Origin of the sequence: Bacillus methanolicus (genome assembly GCF_028888695.1) — a bacterium.
Taxonomy (GTDB): Bacteria; Bacillota; Bacilli; order Bacillales; family Cytobacillaceae; genus Bacillus_Z; species Bacillus_Z methanolicus_B.
In genome coordinates this window covers 167,287-189,743 of the sequence record NZ_PNFF01000001.1, presented here as the reverse complement: position 1 = coordinate 189,743, position 22,457 = coordinate 167,287, and the positions used below count along the sequence as shown (strand labels likewise).

General features: G+C 37.8%; 30 protein-coding genes. 16 read left to right on the top strand and 14 right to left on the bottom strand.

Going from position 1 to position 22,457, the window contains the following annotated elements; all coding sequences use genetic code 11:
- Positions 1–70 precede the first annotated feature (70 nt).
- The gene (yfkAB, locus tag C0966_RS01000) at positions 71–1,192 is read left to right on the top strand and encodes a radical SAM/CxCxxxxC motif protein YfkAB (protein WP_274853315.1); all 1,122 of its coding nucleotides are present in this window, start codon (positions 71–73) and stop codon (positions 1,190–1,192) included.
- An 89-nt stretch (positions 1,193–1,281) separates the two neighbouring features.
- On the opposite strand, the gene C0966_RS00995 is transcribed toward yfkAB, so the two are convergent.
- Together C0966_RS00995 and cax are read right to left on the bottom strand one after the other, a co-directional pair.
- Positions 1,282–2,106: a YfkD famly protein gene (locus C0966_RS00995; protein ID WP_274853314.1), complete on the bottom strand. Its 825-nt coding sequence runs from the start codon at positions 2,104–2,106 to the stop codon at positions 1,282–1,284.
- 253 nt (positions 2,107–2,359) lie between these two features.
- Positions 2,360–3,418, bottom strand: a complete 1,059-nt coding sequence (gene cax, locus C0966_RS00990) for a calcium/proton exchanger (RefSeq protein ID WP_274853313.1) — start codon at positions 3,416–3,418, stop codon at positions 2,360–2,362.
- 248 nt (positions 3,419–3,666) lie between these two features.
- On the opposite strand from cax, the gene C0966_RS00985 reads away from it, so the two are divergent.
- A complete protein-coding gene (locus tag C0966_RS00985) occupies positions 3,667–4,848 on the top strand; it encodes an MFS transporter (protein WP_274853312.1) in 1,182 nt (393 codons plus the stop codon).
- Between the two features lie 261 nt (positions 4,849–5,109).
- Positions 5,110–7,029, top strand: a complete 1,920-nt coding sequence (locus tag C0966_RS00980) for a heavy metal translocating P-type ATPase (protein ID WP_274853311.1) — start codon at positions 5,110–5,112, stop codon at positions 7,027–7,029.
- Positions 7,030–7,266: 237 nt separating this feature from the next.
- On the opposite strand, the gene C0966_RS00975 is transcribed toward C0966_RS00980, so the two are convergent.
- Both C0966_RS00975 and C0966_RS00970 read right to left on the bottom strand, forming a co-directional pair.
- On the bottom strand, positions 7,267–8,088 hold the full coding sequence (locus C0966_RS00975) for a YihY/virulence factor BrkB family protein (RefSeq protein ID WP_274853310.1): 822 nt from the start codon (positions 8,086–8,088) through the stop codon (positions 7,267–7,269).
- Between the two features lie 47 nt (positions 8,089–8,135).
- The gene (locus C0966_RS00970; protein WP_274853309.1) at positions 8,136–8,465 is read right to left on the bottom strand and encodes a YtxH domain-containing protein; all 330 of its coding nucleotides are present in this window, start codon (positions 8,463–8,465) and stop codon (positions 8,136–8,138) included.
- A gap of 204 nt (positions 8,466–8,669) precedes the next feature.
- On the opposite strand from C0966_RS00970, the gene C0966_RS00965 reads away from it, so the two are divergent.
- Positions 8,670–8,894 (top strand): DUF1128 domain-containing protein, encoded by a 225-nt coding sequence (locus C0966_RS00965; RefSeq protein WP_274853308.1) that lies wholly within the window; start codon positions 8,670–8,672, stop codon positions 8,892–8,894.
- 76 nt (positions 8,895–8,970) lie between these two features.
- On the opposite strand, the gene map is transcribed toward C0966_RS00965, so the two are convergent.
- From map to C0966_RS00945, 4 genes are all read right to left on the bottom strand, one after another.
- Entirely contained in the window at positions 8,971–9,729 is a 759-nt protein-coding gene (gene map, locus C0966_RS00960) for a type I methionyl aminopeptidase (RefSeq protein ID WP_274853307.1), read from the bottom strand.
- A 461-nt stretch (positions 9,730–10,190) separates the two neighbouring features.
- Positions 10,191–10,949: a flagellar motor protein MotB gene (gene motB, locus C0966_RS00955; protein ID WP_274853306.1), complete on the bottom strand. Its 759-nt coding sequence runs from the start codon at positions 10,947–10,949 to the stop codon at positions 10,191–10,193.
- A complete protein-coding gene (motA, locus tag C0966_RS00950) occupies positions 10,942–11,736 on the bottom strand; it encodes a flagellar motor stator protein MotA (RefSeq protein ID WP_274853305.1) in 795 nt (264 codons plus the stop codon). Before motA ends, motB begins: the two co-directional genes overlap by 8 nt.
- Positions 11,737–11,930: 194 nt before the next feature.
- A complete protein-coding gene (locus C0966_RS00945) occupies positions 11,931–12,305 on the bottom strand; it encodes a DnaJ family domain-containing protein (protein ID WP_274853304.1) in 375 nt (124 codons plus the stop codon).
- A gap of 141 nt (positions 12,306–12,446) precedes the next feature.
- Between C0966_RS00945 and C0966_RS00940 the strand changes: the two genes are divergently transcribed.
- Entirely contained in the window at positions 12,447–12,602 is a 156-nt protein-coding gene (locus C0966_RS00940) for a hypothetical protein (RefSeq protein ID WP_274853303.1), read from the top strand.
- Between the two features lie 44 nt (positions 12,603–12,646).
- Here C0966_RS00940 and hutH read toward each other — a convergent pair whose 3' ends face one another.
- Positions 12,647–14,131, bottom strand: coding sequence for a histidine ammonia-lyase (gene hutH, locus C0966_RS00935; RefSeq protein WP_274853302.1), 1,485 nt, complete (start codon positions 14,129–14,131; stop codon positions 12,647–12,649).
- 309 nt (positions 14,132–14,440) lie between these two features.
- Here hutH and C0966_RS00930 point away from each other — a divergent pair, with 309 nt between their 5' ends.
- Positions 14,441–14,533 (top strand): heavy metal-binding domain-containing protein, encoded by a 93-nt coding sequence (locus tag C0966_RS00930; protein ID WP_274853301.1) that lies wholly within the window; start codon positions 14,441–14,443, stop codon positions 14,531–14,533.
- 160 nt (positions 14,534–14,693) lie between these two features.
- Here C0966_RS00930 and C0966_RS00925 read toward each other — a convergent pair whose 3' ends face one another.
- Positions 14,694–15,116 carry a hypothetical protein gene (locus tag C0966_RS00925; protein ID WP_274853300.1) on the bottom strand — a complete coding sequence of 141 codons (423 nt, stop codon included), beginning with the start codon at positions 15,114–15,116 and terminating at the stop codon, positions 14,694–14,696.
- 202 nt (positions 15,117–15,318) lie between these two features.
- On the opposite strand from C0966_RS00925, the gene C0966_RS00920 reads away from it, so the two are divergent.
- Entirely contained in the window at positions 15,319–15,540 is a 222-nt protein-coding gene (locus C0966_RS00920; protein ID WP_274853299.1) for a helix-turn-helix domain-containing protein, read from the top strand.
- A 28-nt stretch (positions 15,541–15,568) separates the two neighbouring features.
- On the opposite strand, the gene C0966_RS00915 is transcribed toward C0966_RS00920, so the two are convergent.
- The gene (locus C0966_RS00915) at positions 15,569–15,826 is read right to left on the bottom strand and encodes a LexA family protein (protein ID WP_274853298.1); all 258 of its coding nucleotides are present in this window, start codon (positions 15,824–15,826) and stop codon (positions 15,569–15,571) included.
- A gap of 2 nt (positions 15,827–15,828) precedes the next feature.
- Complete coding sequence (locus tag C0966_RS00910; RefSeq protein WP_274853297.1) at positions 15,829–16,053, bottom strand: hypothetical protein; 225 nt, start codon at positions 16,051–16,053, stop codon at positions 15,829–15,831.
- A 100-nt stretch (positions 16,054–16,153) separates the two neighbouring features.
- Between C0966_RS00910 and C0966_RS00905 the strand changes: the two genes are divergently transcribed.
- From C0966_RS00905 to C0966_RS00870, 9 genes are all read left to right on the top strand, one after another.
- The gene (locus C0966_RS00905) at positions 16,154–16,399 is read left to right on the top strand and encodes a hypothetical protein (RefSeq protein ID WP_274853295.1); all 246 of its coding nucleotides are present in this window, start codon (positions 16,154–16,156) and stop codon (positions 16,397–16,399) included.
- A gap of 196 nt (positions 16,400–16,595) precedes the next feature.
- The gene (locus C0966_RS00900; RefSeq protein ID WP_274853294.1) at positions 16,596–16,955 is read left to right on the top strand and encodes a hypothetical protein; all 360 of its coding nucleotides are present in this window, start codon (positions 16,596–16,598) and stop codon (positions 16,953–16,955) included.
- Positions 16,956–16,968: 13 nt separating this feature from the next.
- Positions 16,969–17,244 carry a hypothetical protein gene (locus C0966_RS00895; RefSeq protein ID WP_274853293.1) on the top strand — a complete coding sequence of 92 codons (276 nt, stop codon included), beginning with the start codon at positions 16,969–16,971 and terminating at the stop codon, positions 17,242–17,244.
- Between the two features lie 63 nt (positions 17,245–17,307).
- On the top strand, positions 17,308–17,853 hold the full coding sequence (locus C0966_RS00890) for a hypothetical protein (protein WP_274853292.1): 546 nt from the start codon (positions 17,308–17,310) through the stop codon (positions 17,851–17,853).
- Entirely contained in the window at positions 17,850–18,401 is a 552-nt protein-coding gene (locus tag C0966_RS00885) for a helix-turn-helix domain-containing protein (protein ID WP_274853291.1), read from the top strand. Before C0966_RS00890 ends, C0966_RS00885 begins: the two co-directional genes overlap by 4 nt.
- Positions 18,402–18,557: 156 nt before the next feature.
- Positions 18,558–18,641 (top strand): hypothetical protein, encoded by an 84-nt coding sequence (locus tag C0966_RS18625; RefSeq protein ID WP_425535929.1) that lies wholly within the window; start codon positions 18,558–18,560, stop codon positions 18,639–18,641.
- A 51-nt stretch (positions 18,642–18,692) separates the two neighbouring features.
- Complete coding sequence (locus tag C0966_RS00880; RefSeq protein WP_274853290.1) at positions 18,693–19,178, top strand: AP2 domain-containing protein; 486 nt, start codon at positions 18,693–18,695, stop codon at positions 19,176–19,178.
- Positions 19,165–19,368: a hypothetical protein gene (locus C0966_RS00875; RefSeq protein WP_274853289.1), complete on the top strand. Its 204-nt coding sequence runs from the start codon at positions 19,165–19,167 to the stop codon at positions 19,366–19,368. Before C0966_RS00880 ends, C0966_RS00875 begins: the two co-directional genes overlap by 14 nt.
- 63 nt (positions 19,369–19,431) lie before the next feature.
- Positions 19,432–19,794, top strand: a complete 363-nt coding sequence (locus C0966_RS00870) for a hypothetical protein (RefSeq protein WP_274853288.1) — start codon at positions 19,432–19,434, stop codon at positions 19,792–19,794.
- A 476-nt stretch (positions 19,795–20,270) separates the two neighbouring features.
- Here C0966_RS00870 and C0966_RS00865 read toward each other — a convergent pair whose 3' ends face one another.
- Positions 20,271–20,936, bottom strand: coding sequence for a DUF3800 domain-containing protein (locus C0966_RS00865; protein WP_274853287.1), 666 nt, complete (start codon positions 20,934–20,936; stop codon positions 20,271–20,273).
- A gap of 735 nt (positions 20,937–21,671) precedes the next feature.
- Positions 21,672–22,337, bottom strand: a complete 666-nt coding sequence (locus tag C0966_RS00860; protein WP_274853287.1) for a DUF3800 domain-containing protein — start codon at positions 22,335–22,337, stop codon at positions 21,672–21,674.
- Between the last annotated feature and the right edge of the window lie 120 nt (positions 22,338–22,457).

Below are 22,457 nucleotides of genomic sequence, written 5' to 3'. Positions count from 1 at the left end.
AAAGGAATTGACATTTTTGATTCTTCCTTTAATAATGACTTATGATTCGATAAGAAGGAGCTAATATGTTATGATTACCGAAAAAAGCTTGGAAATTACGCCCAATTATGACCCATGGGAAGCTTATTTGGATGTTGACCAATACGGAAAGCTTGTTTTATCCAATATTGAATTTACAACAACAACGCTTTGCAATATGCGCTGTGAGCATTGCGCAGTCGGATTCACTCTTCAAACAAAGGACCCTGATGCTCTCCCGATTGACCTTCTCCTTAAAAGGCTCGATGAAATTACTTCCTTGAGGTCATTGAGCATTACCGGCGGGGAGCCTATGCTGTCAAAAACATCTGTTGAGAATTATGTACTGCCTCTTTTAAAATATGCCCACGAAAGAGGAGTTCGCACCCAGTTAAATTCAAATTTAACCCTTGACATAAGCCGTTATGAAAAAATCATCCCTTACTTGGATGTCTTGCATATTTCCCATAACTGGGGGACACCTGAAGATTTTGTTGAAGGCGGCTTTGCTATGATGGATCGAAAACCAAGCGCAAAGCAAAGGGAAGCAATGTTTGAGAGAATAATTGAAAACAGCCGTGTTCTTGCTGAAAGCGGTGTGCTCGTATCCGCGGAAACCATGCTGAATAAACGCACATTGCCGCATATTGAAAAAATACACAAACAGATTACAGAAGAAATGAAGTGCAAAAGACATGAAGTCCACCCGATGTATCCTTCTGATTTTGCTTCATTCCTTGAAACATTATCTTTAGATGAAATTAGATCTGCAATCCATCGTCTGCTTGATATCCGCAATAAAGATGTATGGATGCTGTTCGGAACTTTGCCGTTCTATGCTTGCAGCAACAAACCTGAAGATTTAGAACTTTTGAAACGGCTTTATTCTGAAAAAAATGTAACGGTCCGCAATGATCCTGATGGCCGCTCAAGGCTTAATGTGAATATTTTTACAGGGGATGTTATTGTCACAGATTTCGGAGATACTCCTCCGCTCGGAAATATCAAAACAGATCGGTTAGAGGATGTTTATCAGACATGGATGAATACGGAGCTGGCTTCCTCGTTGAACTGCCATTGTCCTGAAGTACGCTGTCTGGGGCCAAATGTTCTCGTAAAAAACAGCTATTATAAAGATGCAGACTTTAAAACCCGTAAAGCAAACATAAAGTGAAACTTCCATCTATGGGGTTAGACCCCTCCAATAAAAACCACTCTATATATTGTCATTGTTGGAGGGAGTCGGACCCTATTTTAAATTAATTAACGCGGCCTTTCGGCAGCAACAAAACCGAAGGAAACATGATCCTGAACAGGGATCCATGCACCGATTCCTTGGGAAGTAACATTTTTGATCACGATCATTTTTTTGTTCCCTTTTAGCATAATGTAAACTTCCCCATATGTTACCTTTCCTTTTTCATTAACAGCAGGTGCATATGCATATAAATATCCGAGCCTTTTTGGCGGAATGTTGTAAAACTGGTCTTTCTTCGTTCCTCCTCCGATAATCGTTTCAAACGACAGGGGCAGCTTTGTTTTTTCCATCGCTTTCTGCAGCATCATTTTTTTCACATCTTCCGCATTCGGAATTTTTGCAGTTAAACCGCCGCGGACTTGTTTTTGCGCTTCTTGAACATAGTGAATTTTATAAGGTGAGTTTCCTCCGCGATTATCAAAATAATTCGTATTTATCTTTTGATACTCCCAATTAGGAGATGTTTCTGTTGAATCATAACTTAACGGCCATTGTCCTAAGTAAATAATCGCCCTGTACCCAAATGCAAAAGGTGTACTGTTGATACTTGTTTCATTTAGCATGCGAATTAAATCCGGATTTTCAATTTTTATCCTGGATGAATTAATTAGCTGCTTTGTCAGCTCGCTTGGCTGCAAAAGCGGCATGTCCTGTACCGGGTTCGGATATGTATTTTCTTTTGTTATGTTCAGAACAGAACTTGGCACTTTATATTGATTGGAAGATTTAGGATTGTTATCCTTTTCAATCCCTTGTTTTGCAAAGGCAGAAGGTAAAAAAAGAAACAAAAAGACTAGACTGATAATACCAAAAGATAACCATTTCTTCATGGTTCGAACTCCTTTCAGATCATCCAACATATTTTGGTTTGTTTATAGTTTTTTCGGAGTTCGCAAATATTATCCATACTGCTTTACAAAACAAGGCAATTACACCCGCCAAAAGTTTGTCAACGGTGCTAAGACATTCATGAAAGTTGGTGATGATGGATAGAAAAAGCGAATGGTTAGCAACCCTATAATGAATGAACTGGACTATACATTATAAAAAAGACTCTGCGCAAATCACAGAGTCTTTTTGGCTTTACAACAAATAAAATCCAATGCCCATGATGAAATAGGCAGCAAGCAATGTTAAGCCTTCGAACCAGTTTGTTTCCCCGTCGTTTGAAAGGATGATCATTAAAAGCACCGCAGATGCCATTGCAATCAACTCAGGAAGTGAAAAGACAAGCGGCATAGATACAGGAAAGCAAAGTGAAACTAACACAAGCACAGGCGCTACGAACATCGCAACTTGCAGAGTAGAACCAACTGCAATTTCAACGGCAATATCCATCTTATTTTTATAAGCCATTATAATAGCAGAAGCGTGCTCCGCCGCATTTCCGACAATCGCGACGATAATGACCCCGATAAACAATTCGCTCCATCCAAATGATTCAGCAACTGTTTCGAAAGTATGTACCAATTTCTCCGATACGTAAGCAACAGCTGCAGTTGCAATCGCCAAAATGAATATTGCCTTATTTTTTCCCCACTCAGGTATTTCTTCATCATGGCTTTCACCTTCATTCCCGGGCTGATATACCCCGCGATGGGTAACGAGCTTGAAAAATAGAGCAGCTAAATAAAGAGCAATTAAAATGATGGCAATCCCGACACTAAGGGATAATGTTTTTGTTTCATTCATTGTCATCGAAAAAACTTCAGGAATGACAAATGCAACAATAATAGCGAACATTAAAAGTCCTGAATTGTGCCTTGCATCAAACTCGTTGAATTTCTGCCTTTTGAACTTTATCCCGCCAACAAAAAAAGATAACCCGGCAACTAGCAAAAGGTTTCCAAGAACAGAACCTGTCAACGAAGCAAGAACCACTTCGATCAAGCCAGCTTTTAATGCAAAAATTGAAATAATTAATTCTACGGCATTTCCAAAAGTGGCATTTAATAACCCGCCGATCCTCGGGCCTGCAACAATTGCCAGGCTTTCAGTCGCCCTTCCCATATAACTGGCCAGCGCAATAATCGTTATACAAAAAATAGCGAACATTAGTGTGCTTGGCCAATGCAGAAAGCTTCCAACTACAGATAACGGAACCCCCGCAAAGGCAAGAACCATAAAAATCTTATTTGTCATATAAACTCCTCCATTTATCAATTTTGTTCCTATGGAAAAAAATTCTAACATTTCTCAAGCGGCATTAACCCTTTTTACAGATTGCACCGTGGAACAATTTTTCCGAGTTAACCCCATAGTTTTTTCTATTTAGAGATTACAATATTTTTCCCCTTAATAAAACAAGAAAAAACATTTCTTTTTCTTGCAAAACCATTTCTTTCCCGTTACCATCATTTTGGGATCATATTTTCAGGGAGAATGTGCACATGAAATATTCACAAAATTTGCGGTTTTGGATTTTAATAGGAATTGTAGCCATCTCCGGGTTTTCACAAGGAATGCTGCTTCCTCTCATTGCGATCATTTTTGAAAAGGACGGCATCTCTTCTTCCGTCAACGGCCTCCATGCTACCGCCCTTTATATCGGTATTCTTTTAGCCTCGCCTTTAATGGAAGCGCCGCTAAGAAAATTTGGCTTTAAGCCAATCATTTTATTTGGAGGGCTTGCTGTTACTGTTTCCTTAGGACTGTTTCCTGTTTGGAAGTCTTTTTGGTTCTGGTTTATCCTGAGACTGTTAATCGGGATAGGCGATCATATGCTTCATTTTGGAACGCAAACGTGGATAACGACCTTTTCGCCAGAAAATAAGCGCGGACGGAATATTTCCCTATACGGCTTATTTTTCGGGCTTGGATTTGCATCCGGACCGGTTATGACAAGATTTGTCGAAATAAATGAATCCCTCCCTTTTATCATTTCAACCGTTATTAGTTTAGCTGCTTGGTTTACCATTTTACTTTTAAAAAATGAATACCCTGAACAAGATTTAGAAACGAGTTCTTTTTTCGGAACGATGAAGCGCTTTGGCCAAGTATGGAAATATGCCTGGGTTTCTCTACTTCCCCCATTCGGGTATGGATTTCTTGAAGCTTCGCTAAACGGAAATTTCCCTGTTTATGCACTTAGAACAGGAATTGATATAAATGCTGTATCCTTTATTTTGCCTGCTTTTGCTATTGGGGGTATTGTATTTCAATTGCCTCTGGGAATGTTAAGTGACAAATACGGAAGAAAAAATATATTAATTTTCGTAATGCTGGCAGGGTTTATTTGCTTTACGGCAGCCGGACTTTTCAAAGAATCAGCTATTGGCATTGCAGTATGTTTTTTTATTGCAGGCATGCTTGTTGGTTCAACTTTTTCTCTCGGAATTAGTTATATGGCCGATCTTATACCAAAACAGCTTTTGCCTGCAGGAAATCTAATGTGCGGAATCTTCTTCAGCTTTGGAAGCATCAGCGGTCCGTTTATTGGCGGCCTTGCCATCGAGTACTTGAAAGGAGCAAGCTTTTTTTATGTCATTAGCTCCATGCTTCTTATGATATTCATTGCGCTGGCTGTCTATCAGCCAAAAGATGCCGTGCAAGGGAAAACCCGGTCTGCCTAAGTTTGGCCGGGTAAATTTTATTAATTATGTTTATTTTTACCTTGATTTCAGTTTTTGTAAATATTAGAGGCATAATTCTTTTCACATTCATATGCTGTATGGTAATATAATTAAAAATAAAATATGTATCATAAATTTCGAAGCTTTTCGCTGTCATCGCTAAGATGGCAGCTTTCGTCATTTAATGGGGTATTGAATCTGATTATTTTTCTCATTAAGAATGAAAGGCGGCTTTCTAAAAGAGGATTAGGAGGAGAAACAATGAATGCTGAAGCAAAAATACTAGCAACCAGACAAACAGAACATAATGAAAATTTCATTAAAAAAATAAAACCCCATGCCGAGTTAATTGCAGCCATATTTAGCGGGTTTTTGATTGCAGCAGGGTGGACGTTTGAAAAAATCGGTATGGAAAGCGCTTCTGTTGCGGCATTTTTGCTAGCTTTTCTTATCGGCGGATTTGCCAAAGCTAAAGAGGGAATTGAGGAAACCATTGAAAATAAAGAATTAAATGTGGAAATGTTAATGATTTTTGCCGCTATCGGTTCTGCGATTATTGGTTATTGGACTGAGGGAGCGATTCTAATTTTTATCTTTGCGGTGAGCGGTGCCCTTGAAACATATACTCTTAATAAAAGCCGGAAAGAAATTTCCTCCTTAATGGAGCTTCAGCCCGAAGAAGCTTTAAGGCTCAATAACGGGATGGAAGAAAGAGTCCATGTCTCACAGTTAAAAATCGGCGATATCATCCTTGTCAAACCTGGTGAAAGAGTGCCTTCAGACGGGCGAATTTCAAAAGGACAGACAACAATTGATGAAGCTGCGATTACCGGAGAATCCATTCCGGTTGCAAAAACAGAAGGCGACGATGTTTTTGCAGGAACGGTCAATTTAAACGGATCGATTACAATTGAAATCACAAAGCCGAACAGCGAAACTCTGTTTCAAAAAATCATACAGCTTGTTCAAAATGCCCAAAGTGAAAAATCTCCTTCCCAGCTTTTTATTGAAAAGTTTGAAGGAACGTATGTAAAAATTGTGTTAGCTGTCGTTGTCTTAATGATGTTTTTGCCCTATTATGTATTGGGATGGAGCTGGAACGAAACATTTTATCGCGCCATGATCCTTCTTGTCGTGGCCTCACCTTGTGCACTCGTTGCTTCGATCATGCCTGCCACTTTATCTGCGATTTCAAACGGTGCAAGGCACGGAATTTTGTTTAAAGGCGGGGTCCATCTTGAAAACTTAAGCCATTTAAAAGCAATCGCATTTGATAAAACCGGAACTTTAACAAAAGGAAAACCGGAAGTAACAAACGTGATAACGAAAGAAGGCATAAGCAGGAATGAGATTTTATTAGCAGTCGGGGCTATTGAAAAGCATTCCAACCATCCCCTCGCCCATGCAATTGTAAACTATGTAAATGACCAGCTTGACGAGAAACTCCCAGAACCTGAAAAAATTGAAGACGTGCCGGGATGGGGAATTAAGGCGTTTATTAATGACGAGGAATGGAAAGTCGGGAAAGCAGAATTTGTGGGGAAAGGTTTTGCAGAACAGTTTGCTGATGGAGCTGCCAATTTACTTGCTGATGAAGGAAAAACAATTGTGTTTGTTCAAAGAGGCAAAGAAATTGTCGCCATGATTGCCCTCAAAGACGTAGTCAGGGAGGAAACAAAATCAGCAATTGAAAGCTTAAAAACAAAAGGAATTTATACGATTATGCTGACGGGAGACAGTAAAAAAACAGCAAATGCAATAGCAAAAGAATGCCATGTTAATGACTTTGTTGCGGAATGTTTGCCGGAAAAAAAGGTTGAAGAACTCAAAAAATTAAAGAAACAGTTTGGCAATGTTGCTATGGTGGGAGATGGTATCAATGACGCTCCTGCACTTGCAACAGCTAACGTCGGAATTGCGATGGGAGAAGGAACAGATGTAGCGCTTGAAACAGCCGATATTGTATTAATGAAAAACGATCTCCCAAGAATCGCAGAAGCTATAAACCTTTCCCATAGGATGAACCGTATTGTGAAACAAAATGTTGTGTTCTCAATTAGTGTCATTATGCTTTTAATTGCGTCTAACTTTTTGCAGCTTGTCGATCTTCCTTTCGGTGTAATCGGCCATGAAGGAAGTACGATATTAGTCATTTTAAACAGCTTACGATTATTAAAATAAGAAGAAGGATCGGAGTACCGATCCTTCTTTTCTTTATGTTAATGATAGCCGTTTTGTCCGTTAGCTGATCCGGACGTTTTATGCTTCGGTTTGTTTTTTCCTTTTTGTTTAGTTCCGCCGTCTTTCTTTGATTGCTTTGCCATTTGAAAGCCTCCTTATCTTGCATTAATCCCCCCGTCATTTATTGTGGGCAATTCTCTGCATTTCAGTAAGGAAACTTAAGGCAAAATTCGTTTGCTAACATCCTTCTTTTTTCCTGCTGAATATGGCATTAATCTCTCCGCCAATGATGATAATAAAGCCCGTTAAATAAAACCAAATCATTAAGACAATGACCGCTCCAATGCTTCCATAAGTAGAAGAGTAATTCCCGAAATTGCTTACATAATATGAAAAAGCAAGCGATGTCAATACCCAGCCGACAGTTGCAAACAACGCACCGGGAACCGCACTAATGCACGTTAATTTTTTGTTAGGGGCAATCCAATATAGCACGGTAAAAATTACAAAAAGGATGATAGAGCTGATGAACCAGCGAATCGCATTCCATGTTACAAGGAACTCGCTTGATAAACCAAATTCAGAGAATAAGAATAAACCGATTTGTCTGCCAAACACCGGCAAAAGTAATGCAACAATAATAACTATGATCATTCCTACTGTCAATAAGATGGCCATTCCTCTAGCAACTACAAACGGCCGGCTTTCCTTAACTTCATATGCATTATTGAAAGCTTTGACGATGGCATCCAGTCCATTGGATGCGGACCAGAAAGCGGCAATAATTCCAAAAGAAAGAAGCTTTCCATTCTTGCTCATGATTTGATTAATATTTGATTCAATTAACGCCATCGTTTGTGGGGGAGCAAAATCTTCTACAAACCTTAGCAAATCGTCCTCGGTGATTGGCAAATACGGCAAAAGGGTTACAAAGAAAATCAATAGCGGAAATAAAGAGAGCAAGAAAAAATAAGCCAGCTGTGCAGCCAGCCCTGGAACATCATTTCCTTGAATTCTCATCCATAATTGTCTAATAAATGCCGAATTTTTTTGTCCCATTCCGCACCTCAAATACTTTCCGCTTCAGATGGATTGACAACTGATCGTTAAGATTGTCCATTTTTATTGAATGCTTCTTTCGTATCCTTCACCATTTCGGCTACTTGCGGAGTTACTTCGCGAAGTTCTGCAACTTTTTCAGTTATGTAAGAAACGTCCTCGCTAACTTCCTTTACAGTAGCGCGGACCTTGCTTGAAACTTGTTTTAATTGATCAACCACTTCGTCTGGATGTTTTACTATATAAGAAATATTTTTTGCTGTTTTTTTGCAATCATTCATTACCGCATGGCGCGTTTCTCTATTTAGCAGACTTAAAGCTCCCCCGGCAATTGCACCGAATAAAACGCTTTTCCAAAAAAATTTAGAATTTCCCATAAATTCTTCTCCTTCCTACATCCCATGCTTTGTATTTATTTCCCTCCCATGAAGGATTCAAAACAGTTCTCCTTCATTTTCTTTCATATTCGCGCTTTCATGCAAGAGGTTTGGTTTTAATCATTCATACTGCAACTAAAACTCAATTGACAATTTACTCAATACATGAAAAGATGAGAGAAAAAAACTGAGAGGATGAACGGAGTGGACCTTTCGCAAAAATCAGCTGAAAACGTCGAATATATGATTGAAAGAATAAAGGAAAAATTAAAAGTATTAAATTTTGGTGCAATTAAACCAACTCATTTTAATGAAGAAATGTATGAAGAATTAAAAGAAATTTACGAAATGGTCATGAAAAAAAACACTTTTAGCCCGAGTGAGATGCAGGCGCTTGCTGAGGAATTAGGAAGTTTGAGAAAAAAATAAAAAAACTGGAATCCGCTGTCTTCCATATGACAGCGGACATTTCTTATTTGGTTATCAAGAAAAATTTTCATCAGGTTTATGAAATCGAGTCTTGGTCTGTTAAAATGATCGGCCCATCTTTTGTAATCGCTATCGTGTGTTCGTATTGTGCAGAGTTTTTTCCGTCTGTTGTTCGTGCTGTCCAGCCGTTTCCATCCATTTGTGTATGATAGGTGCCTTCATTCACCATCGGTTCGATTGTGAAAACCATCCCTTCTTTAATGCGCGGTCCTTTTCCCGGCAATCCAAAATGAGGAACATCAGGTTTTTCATGAATAACCGCTCCTATACCATGACCAATAAAATCACGGACAACAGAAAAACCTTCACTTTCTACATATGTTTGAATAGCGTGGCCGATATCACCAATCCGGTTCCCAATTTGTGCTTGTTCTATTCCTTTATAAAGAGCTTCTTTCGTAACTTCCAAAAGCTTTTCTGTTTTCGGTGAAACGTTCCCTACAGCATACGTCCATGCTGAATCAGCCAAGGCTCCATTATAGTTTACAACCATATCAATGGTCACAATATCCCCTTCCTTTAAAGGATCTTTTCGGGGAAATCCATGGCAAACCTCATCGTTAATGCTTGCGCATGTTGCAAATTGGTATCCTTTATATCCTTTTTGTTCCGGTACGGCACCATTTTCTTTTAAAAACTGATCAACAAAATTTTCAATTTCCCATGTGGTTATTCCCGGTTTTATCATTTTTGCCAATTCTTTATGACAAGCTGCGAGAATTTCTCCCGACTTTTTCATCATTTCGATTTCCCGCGGTGATTTTAAGACAATCATCCAGTATCCTGCCTTTCAAAGGTAATAATCATTATCGATAATATTTCTTCCATCTTCATTATATTATCGTTGGAAGAAACGTTTTTCAAAGAATTTGAGTGGCCGTCCTCAAATTCATATTGGTTCTTATTTTAGCTGTTATTCATGTTTTTGAGAATGGCCCTTAGCTTTTTACAGAAAAATTGGCGAAAGTATAGAAGAAATAACAATGATTGTTAACGAAAATACATATTTATGACAAAATTATTAAACTTCTTCACTGTAGCGAAATTTCCCGGGTAATGGCGGATGAAACAAATAAAAGTTGGACTAAAATGATAAGAATCCTTTAAAGACAGCAAAAACCTGCCGCGGAAAAATCGATTTCTATTCCGCATGCTTCGACAATTTATACAAAGCAGCTGACTTTCTTTGAATTTTTGTTATTTCTACAATTGCAAAAAAGGCTAAGCATAAGAAGCTTAACCTCCGGTTCGCGGCAATATTAAAATTTCCACACGCCTGTTTTTCGCTCTTCCTTCTTCTGTTTTATTCGAAGCAACCGGCTTATATTCTCCGTAACCTTTTGCACTGATCCAACGGGGATCGAGCTTATCATTTTCCAGCATAATCTTCATAAAATTGACAGCGCGCATCACGCTCAATTCCCAGTTTGATTCAAAATTGGCTGTATGAATCGGAACATTGTCAGTATGACCGCTGATAATAATATTCCGCGGCGGGTCAATGACAAGAAGTTCGGCGATTTCTTTTGCTATTTTCACATCTTCCGGTCTGACCTCGGCACTTCCTGAATCAAATAAGACATTGTCACGAATTGTTACAAGCAGTCCTTCATCGTTTAGTGAAGTATTGAGCTTGTTCGTTAGATGGGTTTCCTTAACATAAGCAGTTATTTTATTTTCAATTTTTTTCAGTTCCTGTTTATCTACATTTTGTGCACTTTGATTCTCAACTTTCTCCTGGTCTTTTTTTCGTTCATCAGGTGATTCCATTTGCCCTTCAGGCATAGGGCTCTGAAACTCGGTAACTCCCGTACCGCCGGTAAAAATATCATTGAAAGCCTTTGATAATATCTGAAATTTTTGGGCATCGACAGAGCTCATTGAAAACAATACGATAAACAAAGCCAATAACAATGTAAGGAGATCGGAATAAGGAATGAGCCAGGTTTCATCGATGTGATCTTCATGATCATGCTTCTTTTTGCGCTTACTCATCTTTCTTCACACTGCTTTCCTCGAGAAATGCCTTTCGTTCTCCAGCCGGAAGGTAAGATGCAAGTTTTTGTTCAATAACTCTTGGCGACTCGCCTTCTAGAATGGACAAAATACCTTCAATCATCATGTATTTTATTTTTGCTTCCTGCTTTGATTTTCGTTTCAGCTTATTAGCAAAAGGATGCCATAAAACGTATCCTGTAAAAATTCCTAAAAGGGTGGCGACGAAAGCACCACTGATCGCATGTCCCAATTCGTTCGTATTTTCCATATTGCTTAAAGCTGCAATCAGCCCGACAACTGCCCCTAACACCCCAAGTGTAGGAGCATACGTCCCCGCCTGTGTAAAAATGGCTGCGCCGGTAAGGTGCCTTTCTTCCATTGCCTCAATTTCTTCCGTAAGCACATCCCGAATGTAGTCTGCGCTTTGCCCGTCCACTGCAAGTGAAAGACCATTTCTTAAAAATGGATCTTCGATTTCATTCGTCTTTACCTCTAAAGCAAGCAGCCCTTCTTTCCGGGCAATTTGGGCCCAGTCAGAAAACAGCTTGATCAGCTCGGATGGCTGCATATACTGTTGCTCTTTAAAAAGAACGCCAAACAATTTCGGCACTCTTTTTATCTCACTGCTGGGAAAAGCGATCGTTACAGCCCCAGCCGTTCCGCCAATGATAATCAAAATTGCTGCTGGATTAATAAGAGAATTAGGGCTTACACCTTTTAAAACGATCCCAACTCCAACTGCTGCAATACCTAATATCAATCCGATTAATGTAGTTTTATCCATGTAGTTCACCTGTCTTATCTCGTACTTTATGAATCTATCATATTTGCCTTTTTAATTGATAGCAATCAACAAGCTTTTTGCTAATTGTACCTATAAAATATGCTTCCCTTTTTATTTCGACAATTTTTTCCGTTTATTTAGTTTGTACATATATAAAAATCAAAAACATCCGGCTGTTCGGATGTTTTTGATGATTAGCTGAATTTGCTATTAATTTTACTGCCGTAATTTTTAAAGATGCTTGAATTGGTTTTTACTCCCCGTTTTGACATTAAGCTGTTGAAGCGAAGCATTTTTTCATTTAGCTTCTTTTGAAGCCTTTCTTTTTCCACTTGGTCATCACAGCTTTTCAACAAGTCTTCGATTGTCATCATTTCTTGTTTTAAGCGGTTTTCCTCTGGAGAATAGCCTGCATTTTTAAGAAGCCGATAAGCCATCCGCAATTCTTCGGGTACTGACGATAAATCATCAAGCTTTAGGGGTTTTCCGTATCCGGGCAAGTTATCAAATTCGCCATTCTCATAAGCTTTACGGATTCTGTCTTCTGACAAAAGATATGAAAAATCCACTCCGTCTCCTCCTCGTTCAAACGTTGTATTTGTTTCATTATTATATACTTTCTTGAACAGTCAGGCACCCTTTCCAAGCAGTATGAAATATTTCTTAAAATACCGGGAATGATAAATTTGAAAAGGAAAGGAGTGGACAAAATGGCAAGAGGAAATGAATTTAATCATAAGAAAAAAGGTCATCCCGGAAATTTTCCTGAAAACAGCATTGCGAAAAAACACACGAAAGAACGAATAGAAGATGAAGAACTAATCGTTACCCAGGAAGCATTTAAAAATCGGGTTGAAAGCGACTAATAATATGGGGGGCTGACTCAAAAGCAAAGGGTCAGACCCTTGTCTTACAAAGTAAGCTCACTAAGCCATTTAGATGCACGTTCAATGTCATTTGAAAAGATTCGGTCTTTTTCAATGGCAGGAACAATTTGTCTAGCTTGCTGATAAAACTGCTTCGTAAACTCCGCCATTTTTTCAATTCCTCTATGCTTCACTGCCTCCATTGCACAAATCAATTCGATGGCAAGCACTCTTCTGACGTTTTGCACGATTTGGTATGCATGTCTGGCAGCGATAGTTCCCATACTGACATGGTCCTCCTGGTTTGCAGAAGATGGAATGGAATCAACACTGGCCGGATGTGCGAGTATTTTATTTTCAGACACTAGAGAAGCTGCACAATATTGCATAATCATCGCTCCTGATTGCAGCCCCGGCTTCGGGCTAAGAAATGGCGGCAAGTCATTCAACTGCGGATTGACCAGCCTTTCGATTCGCCGTTCTGAAATATTTGCCAGTTCAGCGACAGCAATTTTCATAAAATCCATCGCAAGTGCAATTGGCTGTCCGTGGAAATTCCCCCCGGAAATTACTTTATCTCCGTCATTAAATATTAGCGGATTATCGGTTGCCGCGTTTATTTCGATTTCAAGTTTTTCTTTTACATAATCCAACGCTTGCCATGAAGCTCCGTGAACCTGGGGGATGCATCGTAGAGAGTAAGCATCCTGGACACGAAGATCTCCCTGTTTCGTTGTCAACATGCTTCCTCTTAAATAAGTCCTTATTCTTCTTGCGGTTTCAATTTGCTGCTGATATCCGCGTGCAAGATGAATTTCTTCTTCAAAAGCATCTATAATGCCATTTAGGCCTTCTATGGTCATCGAAGCAATCATTTCGCTTAAACGGGCAAGCTGTTCAGCCTCTAAATAAGCAATTACTCCCATAGCTGTCATCGCTTGCGTACCATTAATTAGCGCCAGTCCTTCTTTCGCTTCCAGGATCATCGGTTCTAATCCTTCGTTTGCCAGCGCTTCGCTTGCCTCCATTCTTTTTCCCTTATAAAATACTTCTCCTTCCCCAATGATGGGAAGTGCAAGGTGCGACAGCGGTGCCAGATCACCGCTCGCCCCTAAAGATCCTTGCTGGGGAATAACCGGATGGATTTCTTTATCGATAAATTCCAATAACCGGTTCACAATTGCCGGTCTGATTCCCGAATAACCTTTTAACAGAGCATTTGCACGCAGAAGCAACATAGCTCTTGAAACATTTTCAGGAAACGGCTCCCCTACTCCGCAGGCATGAGATCTGATTAAGTTTAACTGCAATTCTTTTACATCGGAATCATTAATCAACACATCGCTGAATTTTCCAAATCCAGTGTTTATTCCGTAGACAATTTTTCCTTGTTGAACAATTTTGTTTACTGCAAGATGGCTTTTCTCTGTCTTTGCCAAACTTTCGGAGGAAGCAGCGGCCCTTTCCCGTTGTAAAATGACTCTTTTTATATCATTTAAAGTCAAATCCTTCCCTGTTAAAATAACCATTAGATTCACCCTCTACCACTTTATCAGAATAAAGAAAGAGGCTGTTCTTAAAGAACAGCCTCTTTTGCTTTGATATTATTTATTTGAAAGTAATTTTTACGATGCCTCATAACAATCATCCATTCTGAAAAAAATCTTCTTAAAGTTTATTCTATTTTCACCCGGATTGTCCTGTCAATCAATATTTTTTGAATTTTTTGTATATTAAAATAGTAACACTGCATTCTTTTTAATAAATTTACGACATGAATGAAACTAAGCTGCTGCTTAAAACGTAAGAAATGTCATAATGATTAAGGAGGATAAAAAATGATTCTTACAACAACCCCAACTTTGCAGGGCAAGGAAATTGAGCGCTACATTGGAATTGTATCAGGAGAAGCGATCCTATTAAGAAGCTAATGTTAGAAACGAGGATAAATTGTGGATATTTTAAAAAATAAGTGCCATTACGATTATAAATGCCCCGATTAATAATAAATCCATTTCCCCATCCGATAACCATTTTGTTTTAACCAAATACGTTCCGTAACTCCCCTTCACTTTAACAAGTTTAATCTCTCTAGCCGATTCGTATTTTGATTCCCCCGCCTGACGTTCGGATGATCGTCGGAACCTCCCCTTCTCGTCCCGTAGTCTGCCCGAGACGTCTATCTTTCTGGTCCTCACTTCTTTCTCGTCCAATAATTCCAGGATCCTTTTTAACTTTTGTTCTTCTTTGGCTGTCAACATTGACGCCCCTCTCCTCTCTTGTTGTTGGGTTTTGTTCCATCCACAGTTCCGTTTGTTCCAGCTGCCATGGCGGGGAGGGAAGAGTGACGTCTTTCTTCTTATAAACACTGATGATTTTTAAAAACTCCTGGGAGTAAGCAGCCGTAAACAGAGCAGCACGTATGATCTGATTGCGATCCAGTGAAGTTGCATGGAACAAATTATCCACATACTGTTTATAAACATCTGCATAACGTACAGTCGGCCTATACATGTGACGCCCCCCTTCTATCGTGTTTGACGTCTGATTGACGTCCTTCTTTTATGTTCATGCCTTTCCCTCCATTCATCAGTGTCCTAAGACGTCCTGATAAAGAGTATTCTTTGCTGCTTGTCCACTATTCCCGAATTTTGCATCAGGTTTAAAAACGGGATTTCTGGACAAGACTGGTAACAAAAAAGAATGAGGTGTGAAAATGTTTGGTTTTAGTAAACCGCGGAGTAAATTCGGGAAATGGTTAGATCGAAGGGGAATTCAACAAAATGAGGTGGCGAATAAGTCAGGATTGGGGCGAACGACGATTTCAAACATGGCGAGTGATAAAGAATACAAACCAAAATTCTCCACATTTGCAAAACTACAAAAAGGTCTTAAGAAAATGGGTTTTAATATTGAATACCATGATTTTTGGATGTGACAAGTGTATTAATTCAACAATAAGACCCCTAACAAGGGGTCTTTTCTTTAATATGTAATGTTCGGGGCATTTTCGGATGCCAATCGATTAATCTTTTTTCTTTTAAACGATAAAGATATCTCATGACTGTACTAGTAGAGTTAATATTAGATTTTTTTACGATTTCTCGAATTGTAGGAGAATATTTGTGTTTCGCCCAGTACTCCTTAATTATGTTCAAAATTTCCTCTTCGCGTTTTTGAATCTTTTCTGCCATAGTTATTCTTTTTTCCTCTAAGTAATACATTTTTATGCCCCCTGATTCATTTTTCTTCTTCGTACAGGTCCGATCGATAAAACGTTGCTTATTTTGAAGATTCTTGGTTGACGCCTTGAAAAACAATATGCTCGAAAGGTGTTTGATGAAATATCAACTACTTTGATTTTCCGCTGGCTCAATTGGTTTTTATCAGACAGATAAATCATTTCCAATATTTCTCCCGATTCCAAAGACCTTTTTAATAAGCCGTTCATCGCTCAGACCTCCTTTTTTTCATTATATAAGAACATTAGTTCTATTTCTAGTAGATTTTCGAACATTTGTTTGTATAATTGAATGTAAGGAGGAATGTAAATGAAGTTCAAATTAACGGTCCATATTAATATTGAAGGCAATAAACTTTTGCGGACCGGATCCTTTTCAGTCAGGATGGTTGAGGATATTCCTCACGTAGCTCACGAATGGATCCGCGCAATTAAAAAGGAAACAGGGTACAGAAAAACCATTATTGAAAAAGTAATTTATAACGGCGACCAGGATATCACGGAGAAGGTTCAGGCAATAGACGAGGCACCTATCCCGGACATAGATATTTTTTAGCTTGACATCTACTTGTCACAACTTGACGCAAGCTCTTCCGCAAGGAAGGGTTATTTTTTTGAGAAAAAATCAAAAAATTTTTAAATAAGGTGTTTACAAATACCGAATTCGGTATATAATATAATTACAGATACTGAAAACGATATATAATTAAATTAAGGATACCGAATACGAGATTAAGAGGAGATGAAAGAAAATGAAAAAACGGATTTTGAAGGAAGTGATGAAAAGGGCTTGGAAATTAGCTAGAAACGGTCAACGCAAATTTGGTGGTAAAGTATCTGAGTATTTGGCTCACGCAATGAAAATTGCTTGGGCTTGGGCAAAACGTAACATCGACCATTTGAGCGGCAAAGAAGCACGCGAAATCAACTTCGTTCGCCGCGGGAATGTGTCTGAAAAACAAGCAGACTATATCGTGGTGCTTCTTCAAAAAATCGGCGACCGAGTTTTCGACGCCGATTGGGTTAAGTATATCGAAGAATGTGCAGACAAAGTACGCGCAAGTGCAATTATCCGTGAATTAAAAATGATGGCTTATGCACCAAAATTTTAAGGAGGAATCGGAAATGAAAACACTAAAAACCTTTGAAATTACTGCTGCTGAGTTACGTGATGTCGTTGACTACATGGATGTAGTCACAGAGAAACTCTATGAAGTGGACGGTTGGACAGACATCGAAGAGAAAAACCGAAGCGAAATGGGTGGAATTGAAGTCGTCGAACTTCGCCTATCCAACAAATATGTTGATGAGGGCGACATTCAAAATGTGTTTGTTCGCTACTACGGGATGAATGACAAAACATCAGATGACAAGATTGTTGTAGATGTAGAAGTCGAGTGATTATCAGCGCCGATGAACCGAAAAGGGGAGGCGATCTAAAAAATATGAAAAGGGGAATGAAAAATGAAAAGATGGAAAATTTCTGATGTTCGAGCAGTTGTTGAGAAATTCGAGGATGACGTGAAGGTGTTTTCGTTTGCAGGTTCTCTATACCGGAAATCCTTTGAAGGTGTTCCGAAAAATGATGGTTTCCCATACGTTGCAGGAACATATGACACTGTTGCACATGGTACACTTGAGAGATTTGTTCCTGGCGCTCAAACTGTTGCTGAAAACGGAAATGTCTATGTACGTGTTGCCGAAGAATTATCTTGGGGAAATGAGTACGTAGAAGGTCGATATGTCGCTGTATACGCGCGTCAAGATGTCATCGATGATGTTGTCAGAGCTTTGAATGACGTGGGTTTCTATTTTGAAATGCCGGCATTTGTTGTAGAAGGTTCAACTGTTGATATTTATTATGCAGCAAATCCGCCGTATACAGTGTTACTGCAAGCCGGAACATTGAACGGTTATATCCGTGACAATCTTTCAGACGATGGATATTTGTTTGCTCGTATTGAGAACGGTCAAATTACGAGCAATTGGAAAGGAGATGTGACAGCATGAAATACTACGAAGGCTTCGACATAGTAGCCAATCATCACTTTGAAGCAGCAGGCTATACGGATACTCGGAAGTGTTTGTTTTGGCTCGGTGTGATCTTGCGTGTTCATGATTTTGAGAAAGGATCAGCTTTCGAAAAACCGGCTCTTGACAAACTATACGGACCAAATTGGAAAAACGGATTCAGCGTTCTCATGTTGTTTCAACGTTTTGCGCAAGATGTTCCAGAGATGCTTGTTCAAAAATTCATGTCCGCATACTCCGAAGAAGTCGAAAAAGTCGATACGGAAGAAAAATACTTTCACATCAACGGAGGATATTCTTTCTATGGAGCGTTTGTTCACTCGGGGAAAACAGCAACTGCCTTCACTTGGATGACAGCTCGTGAGGCGGAAAAAAGATGGGATTTGAAACCAGGAACAATCCGTCATTCTTGCAAATATGGGCCTCTCGTGAAATATGCTGAACAAAAACTTGCACGGAAGTCAGAAGGAACATGGATTGTATCGGATGTGGCCATGAAAGAAGTATATGGAGAACCAAAGGTATAAAGGAGCCCACTCATAGAGAGTGGGTGTGTTTTTATATTTGAAGCCCCTCTCGGTTAAGAAGGGATTATTTTATATCGTGAAAAATAAAATCAACTCTTGACTATATAATTATATAAATGTATAATGTCATTAGAATAAGGAAAGGGGAAATGAGAAATGAAATTAACAAAGAAGTCTGTTATGAACAACGCTTGGAAGATTGCTCGGAACGGCGTCAAACATTTTGGCGGTAAAAATTGATATTGTAAATAAGTTTTGGGCGCCGAAATCTGTATGTATTTGAGGTGTACCGTGGTTAAACGAGTCGACTCAAAAAGGATTGATCTAACAGGACAACAATTTGGTGATCTTGTTGTCGTTAGATTAAGTGATAAACGCGGCAACAATAACACACTCTTATGGGAGTGTCGGTGCGCTTGTGGGAACACAATTTTTGTAACAGGGGCGTCGCTACGGGCAGGTCATTACAAGAGTTGCGGTTGTAAACGAGCTAGTAAAAGAGATGTTGGGGTTAAACGTCATATAAATCAAGATCGTTTGAACGGGACAAGAAAAACAGCGTTAAAAGCTAAACTACACAAACATAATAAAAGTGGGCATAAAGGCGTAAGTTGGATGGAGAGTCGCCAAAAATGGCGCGCTTACATCGGTTTTAAAGGAGAACAGATCACACTTGGATACTTTGATAGCAAAGAAGATGCTATAAAAGCAAGAATAGAAGCCGAAAAAAAATACTTTAAGCCCATATTGGAGGATAGCAACAATGAAGATGACTAAAGAAGAATTTTTAGAGCAGCTTATGACGAGACGCGAGGCAGAAAGCTATGTCGGACTATCCAATGTGGCTTTTCAGCACCATTTACGACAAGGCAATATTAAGCCAGTCAAAGAATCCGGATCAGGAAAAGGAAAAGTCCAGCTTTTTTGGAAAGAAGATTTGGACAAATTAAAAGAATTTTTAAATTGACTATTAACTATACAATTATATAATTGTATAATATAATTGAGGTTAAGGAAAGGAGAATGAGAAATGAACATCGAAAAGCAATGTAGGGAAGCGTTAAAAAAATTTGAAGATCAGTACTGGTACTTAGGAATTCGGTTTGAGGATAAAGAAAGAGAGATCGGCGAGATATGTGAGCCGAGCAGACACAACCTCGATCGAGAAGATGAAAGAGAATTTCCCGAATACGGAACAGAAGAATATGAATCACTACCATTGCTGGATGGAACATCAGCTTGGAACCTTGAAACTTACAAAGATTTTGAAGGGCCATTTGCTACATGGCACTGCTACATAATCGGGGGGAACGAATTAACAAATAAAGACGACGGCTTAGATGATAATGAAATTGTTATAAAAGATGCTGTTGTGCTGGAAAAGATTTTTTAAGAAGCCCCTCTCGAATGAGAAGGGCTTTTCTATTTAAAAAAAGGATATTTAAAATTGTTAATACATCATTTGGTTCCAAAACCCTACAAAAAAAGAAAAAATCCCCCCTCTGCATAAAAGAAGGGGATTCTTCCCTGTATATAATAGTAGATGCCTATATAACGGCTGCCTTAACAGACCGCTTATGTGTAATTTACTATCACACGTTATATAGGGCTTACTCTACATTATTAAATATTATTAAAAAAACAAGACCATTTATACATGGTCCACAAAATTTTTATATATAATGGGTGATAAAGCGCAAAACCTAAACAACGACTACCACAAATAGGCAGTTTATGTGTTCAAACAATCACACGTTATTTTAGGGTTTACTTGCGCCGATAACTTTAACTACTGAAATAATACAACAGTTTTTTTTAGATGTAAACATTTTTAATAAAATTTATATATATCCATAATTTGCAAATGCTTTAAAAACTCACTACTTTATTCTGACCAAAATTCTTGTAAGGAAATAACTCTCTCTGAACGACTTTATTACTTATTAAATCATAGTAATAATTTTTTCCAAACTCATATTTAGTATTAATTGCATTTGCCACAAAATCTGCTGCTTGTATTGCATATGAGTTATGCGATTCTATGTAATTTACCTCAACACTAACATTGCAACCCAGCTCATAATTAAGCTTTATTTTTATATAGTCAGCAAACGAGTTTGTTGATTTAACTTTTATAGTTCTTTTGTCTAGATTAATTACCAAGCTGGAAACAGATGATTGTTTTGCAACTGGAACAATTAAAAATTGTAACATGTAATTATACAAAAGATTTTCATCATCTTTTAATTCTTGTTTTACATGCTCAAGATCTGCAACAATATATCTAATGTTTATATCTTTAGAAGCGATTTTTCTTAGAAAATAGTCTTTGATCGCTGGATAAGAATCTTTAGCCTTAATTTCCCTGCAATTTTGGTATTCAGCAAAGGTCTTTTTAGTTTTTAAAACTGTTTTTTTCATTACATTTGATAATGGTTTTATATTTTTTGATTCTATACAAGCAATTGTGAAATATTTTCCTTTTGTTCCCATATTTCCAGACTCATCAAAGTTCAATATCACTTTATCACCCATTATATAAAAGCTTCCTTTCATATTTTTCTTCTAATATCGTAGTCTATAAACATTGTGGATATTGTGGACAAATTAGATTATAACATGATTTTTTTCTACAGGAAATGCCATTAAATAATTAAGATTTTTAAATATTCGACACTAAACTCTATGTCTATTAATATACATTTTTCGATTAATTTATAAACCTATTTATAAAAATTTTTGCTATTAAACGGGAAAAAGATTTGCATGGAGGACAGAAAAGAAAAATATCAAAAAAGCCCTTCTTGAGTGAGAAGGGCTTTTCTATTTAAAAAAAGGATATTTAAAATTGTTAATACATCATTTGGTTCCAAAACCCTACAAAAAAAGAAAAAATCCCCCCTCTGCATAAAAGAAGGGGATTCTTCCCTGTATATAATAGTAGATGCCTATATAACGGCTGCCTTAACAGACCGCTTATGTGTAATTTACTATCACACGTTATATAGGGCTTACTCTACATTATTAAATATTATTAAAAAAACAAGACCATTTATACATGGTCCACAAAATTTTTATATATAATGGGTGATAAAGCGCAAAACCTAAACAACGACTACCACAAATAGGCAGTTTATGTGTTCAAACAATCACACGTTATTTTAGGGTTTACTTGCGCCGATAACTTTAACTACTGAAATAATACAACAGTTTTTTTTAGATGTAAACATTTTTAATAAAATTTATATATATCCATAATTTGCAAATGCTTTAAAAACTCACTACTTTATTCTGACCAAAATTCTTGTAAGGAAATAACTCTCTCTGAACGACTTTATTACTTATTAAATCATAGTAATAATTTTTTCCAAACTCATATTTAGTATTAATTGCATTTGCCACAAAATCTGCTGCTTGTATTGCATATGAGTTATGCGATTCTATGTAATTTACCTCAACACTAACATTGCAACCCAGCTCATAATTAAGCTTTATTTTTATATAGTCAGCAAACGAGTTTGTTGATTTAACTTTTATAGTTCTTTTGTCTAGATTAATTACCAAGCTGGAAACAGATGATTGTTTTGCAACTGGAACAATTAAAAATTGTAACATGTAATTATACAAAAGATTTTCATCATCTTTTAATTCTTGTTTTACATGCTCAAGATCTGCAACAATATATCTAATGTTTATATCTTTAGAAGCGATTTTTCTTAGAAAATAGTCTTTGATCGCTGGATAAGAATCTTTAGCCTTAATTTCCCTGCAATTTTGGTATTCAGCAAAGGTCTTTTTAGTTTTTAAAACTGTTTTTTTCATTACATTTGATAATGGTTTTATATTTTTTGATTCTATACAAGCAATTGTGAAATATTTTCCTTTTGTTCCCATATTTCCAGACTCATCAAAGTTCAATATCACTTTATCACCCATTATATAAAAGCTTCCTTTCATATTTTTCTTCTAATATCGTAGTCTATAAACATTGTGGATATTGTGGACAAATTAGATTATAACATGATTTTTTTCTACAGGAAATGCCATTAAATAATT

What these genes read in the sequence shown, in the direction of transcription:
- C0966_RS00860 (WP_274853287.1), bottom strand. Translation starts at nt 22,337, where the DNA reads ATGGGTGATAAAGTGATATTGAACTTTGATGAGTCTGGAAATATGGGA.
- C0966_RS00995 (WP_274853314.1), bottom strand. Translation starts at nt 2,106, where the DNA reads ATGAAGAAATGGTTATCTTTTGGTATTATCAGTCTAGTCTTTTTGTTT.
- C0966_RS00975 (WP_274853310.1), bottom strand. Translation starts at nt 8,088, where the DNA reads ATGGGACAAAAAAATTCGGCATTTATTAGACAATTATGGATGAGAATT.
- C0966_RS00980 (WP_274853311.1), top strand. Translation starts at nt 5,110, where the DNA reads ATGAATGCTGAAGCAAAAATACTAGCAACCAGACAAACAGAACATAAT.
- C0966_RS00885 (WP_274853291.1), top strand. Translation starts at nt 17,850, where the DNA reads ATGAAATACTACGAAGGCTTCGACATAGTAGCCAATCATCACTTTGAA.
- motA (WP_274853305.1), bottom strand. Translation starts at nt 11,736, where the DNA reads ATGGATAAAACTACATTAATCGGATTGATATTAGGTATTGCAGCAGTT.
- C0966_RS00890 (WP_274853292.1), top strand. Translation starts at nt 17,308, where the DNA reads ATGAAAAGATGGAAAATTTCTGATGTTCGAGCAGTTGTTGAGAAATTC.
- C0966_RS00895 (WP_274853293.1), top strand. Translation starts at nt 16,969, where the DNA reads ATGAAAACACTAAAAACCTTTGAAATTACTGCTGCTGAGTTACGTGAT.
- C0966_RS00930 (WP_274853301.1), top strand. Translation starts at nt 14,441, where the DNA reads ATGATTCTTACAACAACCCCAACTTTGCAGGGCAAGGAAATTGAGCGC.
- motB (WP_274853306.1), bottom strand. Translation starts at nt 10,949, where the DNA reads ATGAGTAAGCGCAAAAAGAAGCATGATCATGAAGATCACATCGATGAA.
- C0966_RS00915 (WP_274853298.1), bottom strand. Translation starts at nt 15,826, where the DNA reads ATGTATTACTTAGAGGAAAAAAGAATAACTATGGCAGAAAAGATTCAA.
- C0966_RS00940 (WP_274853303.1), top strand. Translation starts at nt 12,447, where the DNA reads ATGGCAAGAGGAAATGAATTTAATCATAAGAAAAAAGGTCATCCCGGA.
- C0966_RS00905 (WP_274853295.1), top strand. Translation starts at nt 16,154, where the DNA reads ATGAAGTTCAAATTAACGGTCCATATTAATATTGAAGGCAATAAACTT.
- C0966_RS00985 (WP_274853312.1), top strand. Translation starts at nt 3,667, where the DNA reads ATGAAATATTCACAAAATTTGCGGTTTTGGATTTTAATAGGAATTGTA.
- C0966_RS00870 (WP_274853288.1), top strand. Translation starts at nt 19,432, where the DNA reads ATGAACATCGAAAAGCAATGTAGGGAAGCGTTAAAAAAATTTGAAGAT.
- C0966_RS00900 (WP_274853294.1), top strand. Translation starts at nt 16,596, where the DNA reads ATGAAAAAACGGATTTTGAAGGAAGTGATGAAAAGGGCTTGGAAATTA.
- C0966_RS00920 (WP_274853299.1), top strand. Translation starts at nt 15,319, where the DNA reads ATGTTTGGTTTTAGTAAACCGCGGAGTAAATTCGGGAAATGGTTAGAT.
- C0966_RS00865 (WP_274853287.1), bottom strand. Translation starts at nt 20,936, where the DNA reads ATGGGTGATAAAGTGATATTGAACTTTGATGAGTCTGGAAATATGGGA.
- map (WP_274853307.1), bottom strand. Translation starts at nt 9,729, where the DNA reads ATGATTGTCTTAAAATCACCGCGGGAAATCGAAATGATGAAAAAGTCG.
- hutH (WP_274853302.1), bottom strand. Translation starts at nt 14,131, where the DNA reads ATGGTTATTTTAACAGGGAAGGATTTGACTTTAAATGATATAAAAAGA.
- cax (WP_274853313.1), bottom strand. Translation starts at nt 3,418, where the DNA reads ATGACAAATAAGATTTTTATGGTTCTTGCCTTTGCGGGGGTTCCGTTA.
- C0966_RS00925 (WP_274853300.1), bottom strand. Translation starts at nt 15,116, where the DNA reads ATGTATAGGCCGACTGTACGTTATGCAGATGTTTATAAACAGTATGTG.
- C0966_RS18625 (WP_425535929.1), top strand. Translation starts at nt 18,558, where the DNA reads ATGAAATTAACAAAGAAGTCTGTTATGAACAACGCTTGGAAGATTGCT.
- C0966_RS00875 (WP_274853289.1), top strand. Translation starts at nt 19,165, where the DNA reads ATGAAGATGACTAAAGAAGAATTTTTAGAGCAGCTTATGACGAGACGC.
- C0966_RS00970 (WP_274853309.1), bottom strand. Translation starts at nt 8,465, where the DNA reads ATGGGAAATTCTAAATTTTTTTGGAAAAGCGTTTTATTCGGTGCAATT.
- yfkAB (WP_274853315.1), top strand. Translation starts at nt 71, where the DNA reads ATGATTACCGAAAAAAGCTTGGAAATTACGCCCAATTATGACCCATGG.
- C0966_RS00910 (WP_274853297.1), bottom strand. Translation starts at nt 16,053, where the DNA reads ATGAACGGCTTATTAAAAAGGTCTTTGGAATCGGGAGAAATATTGGAA.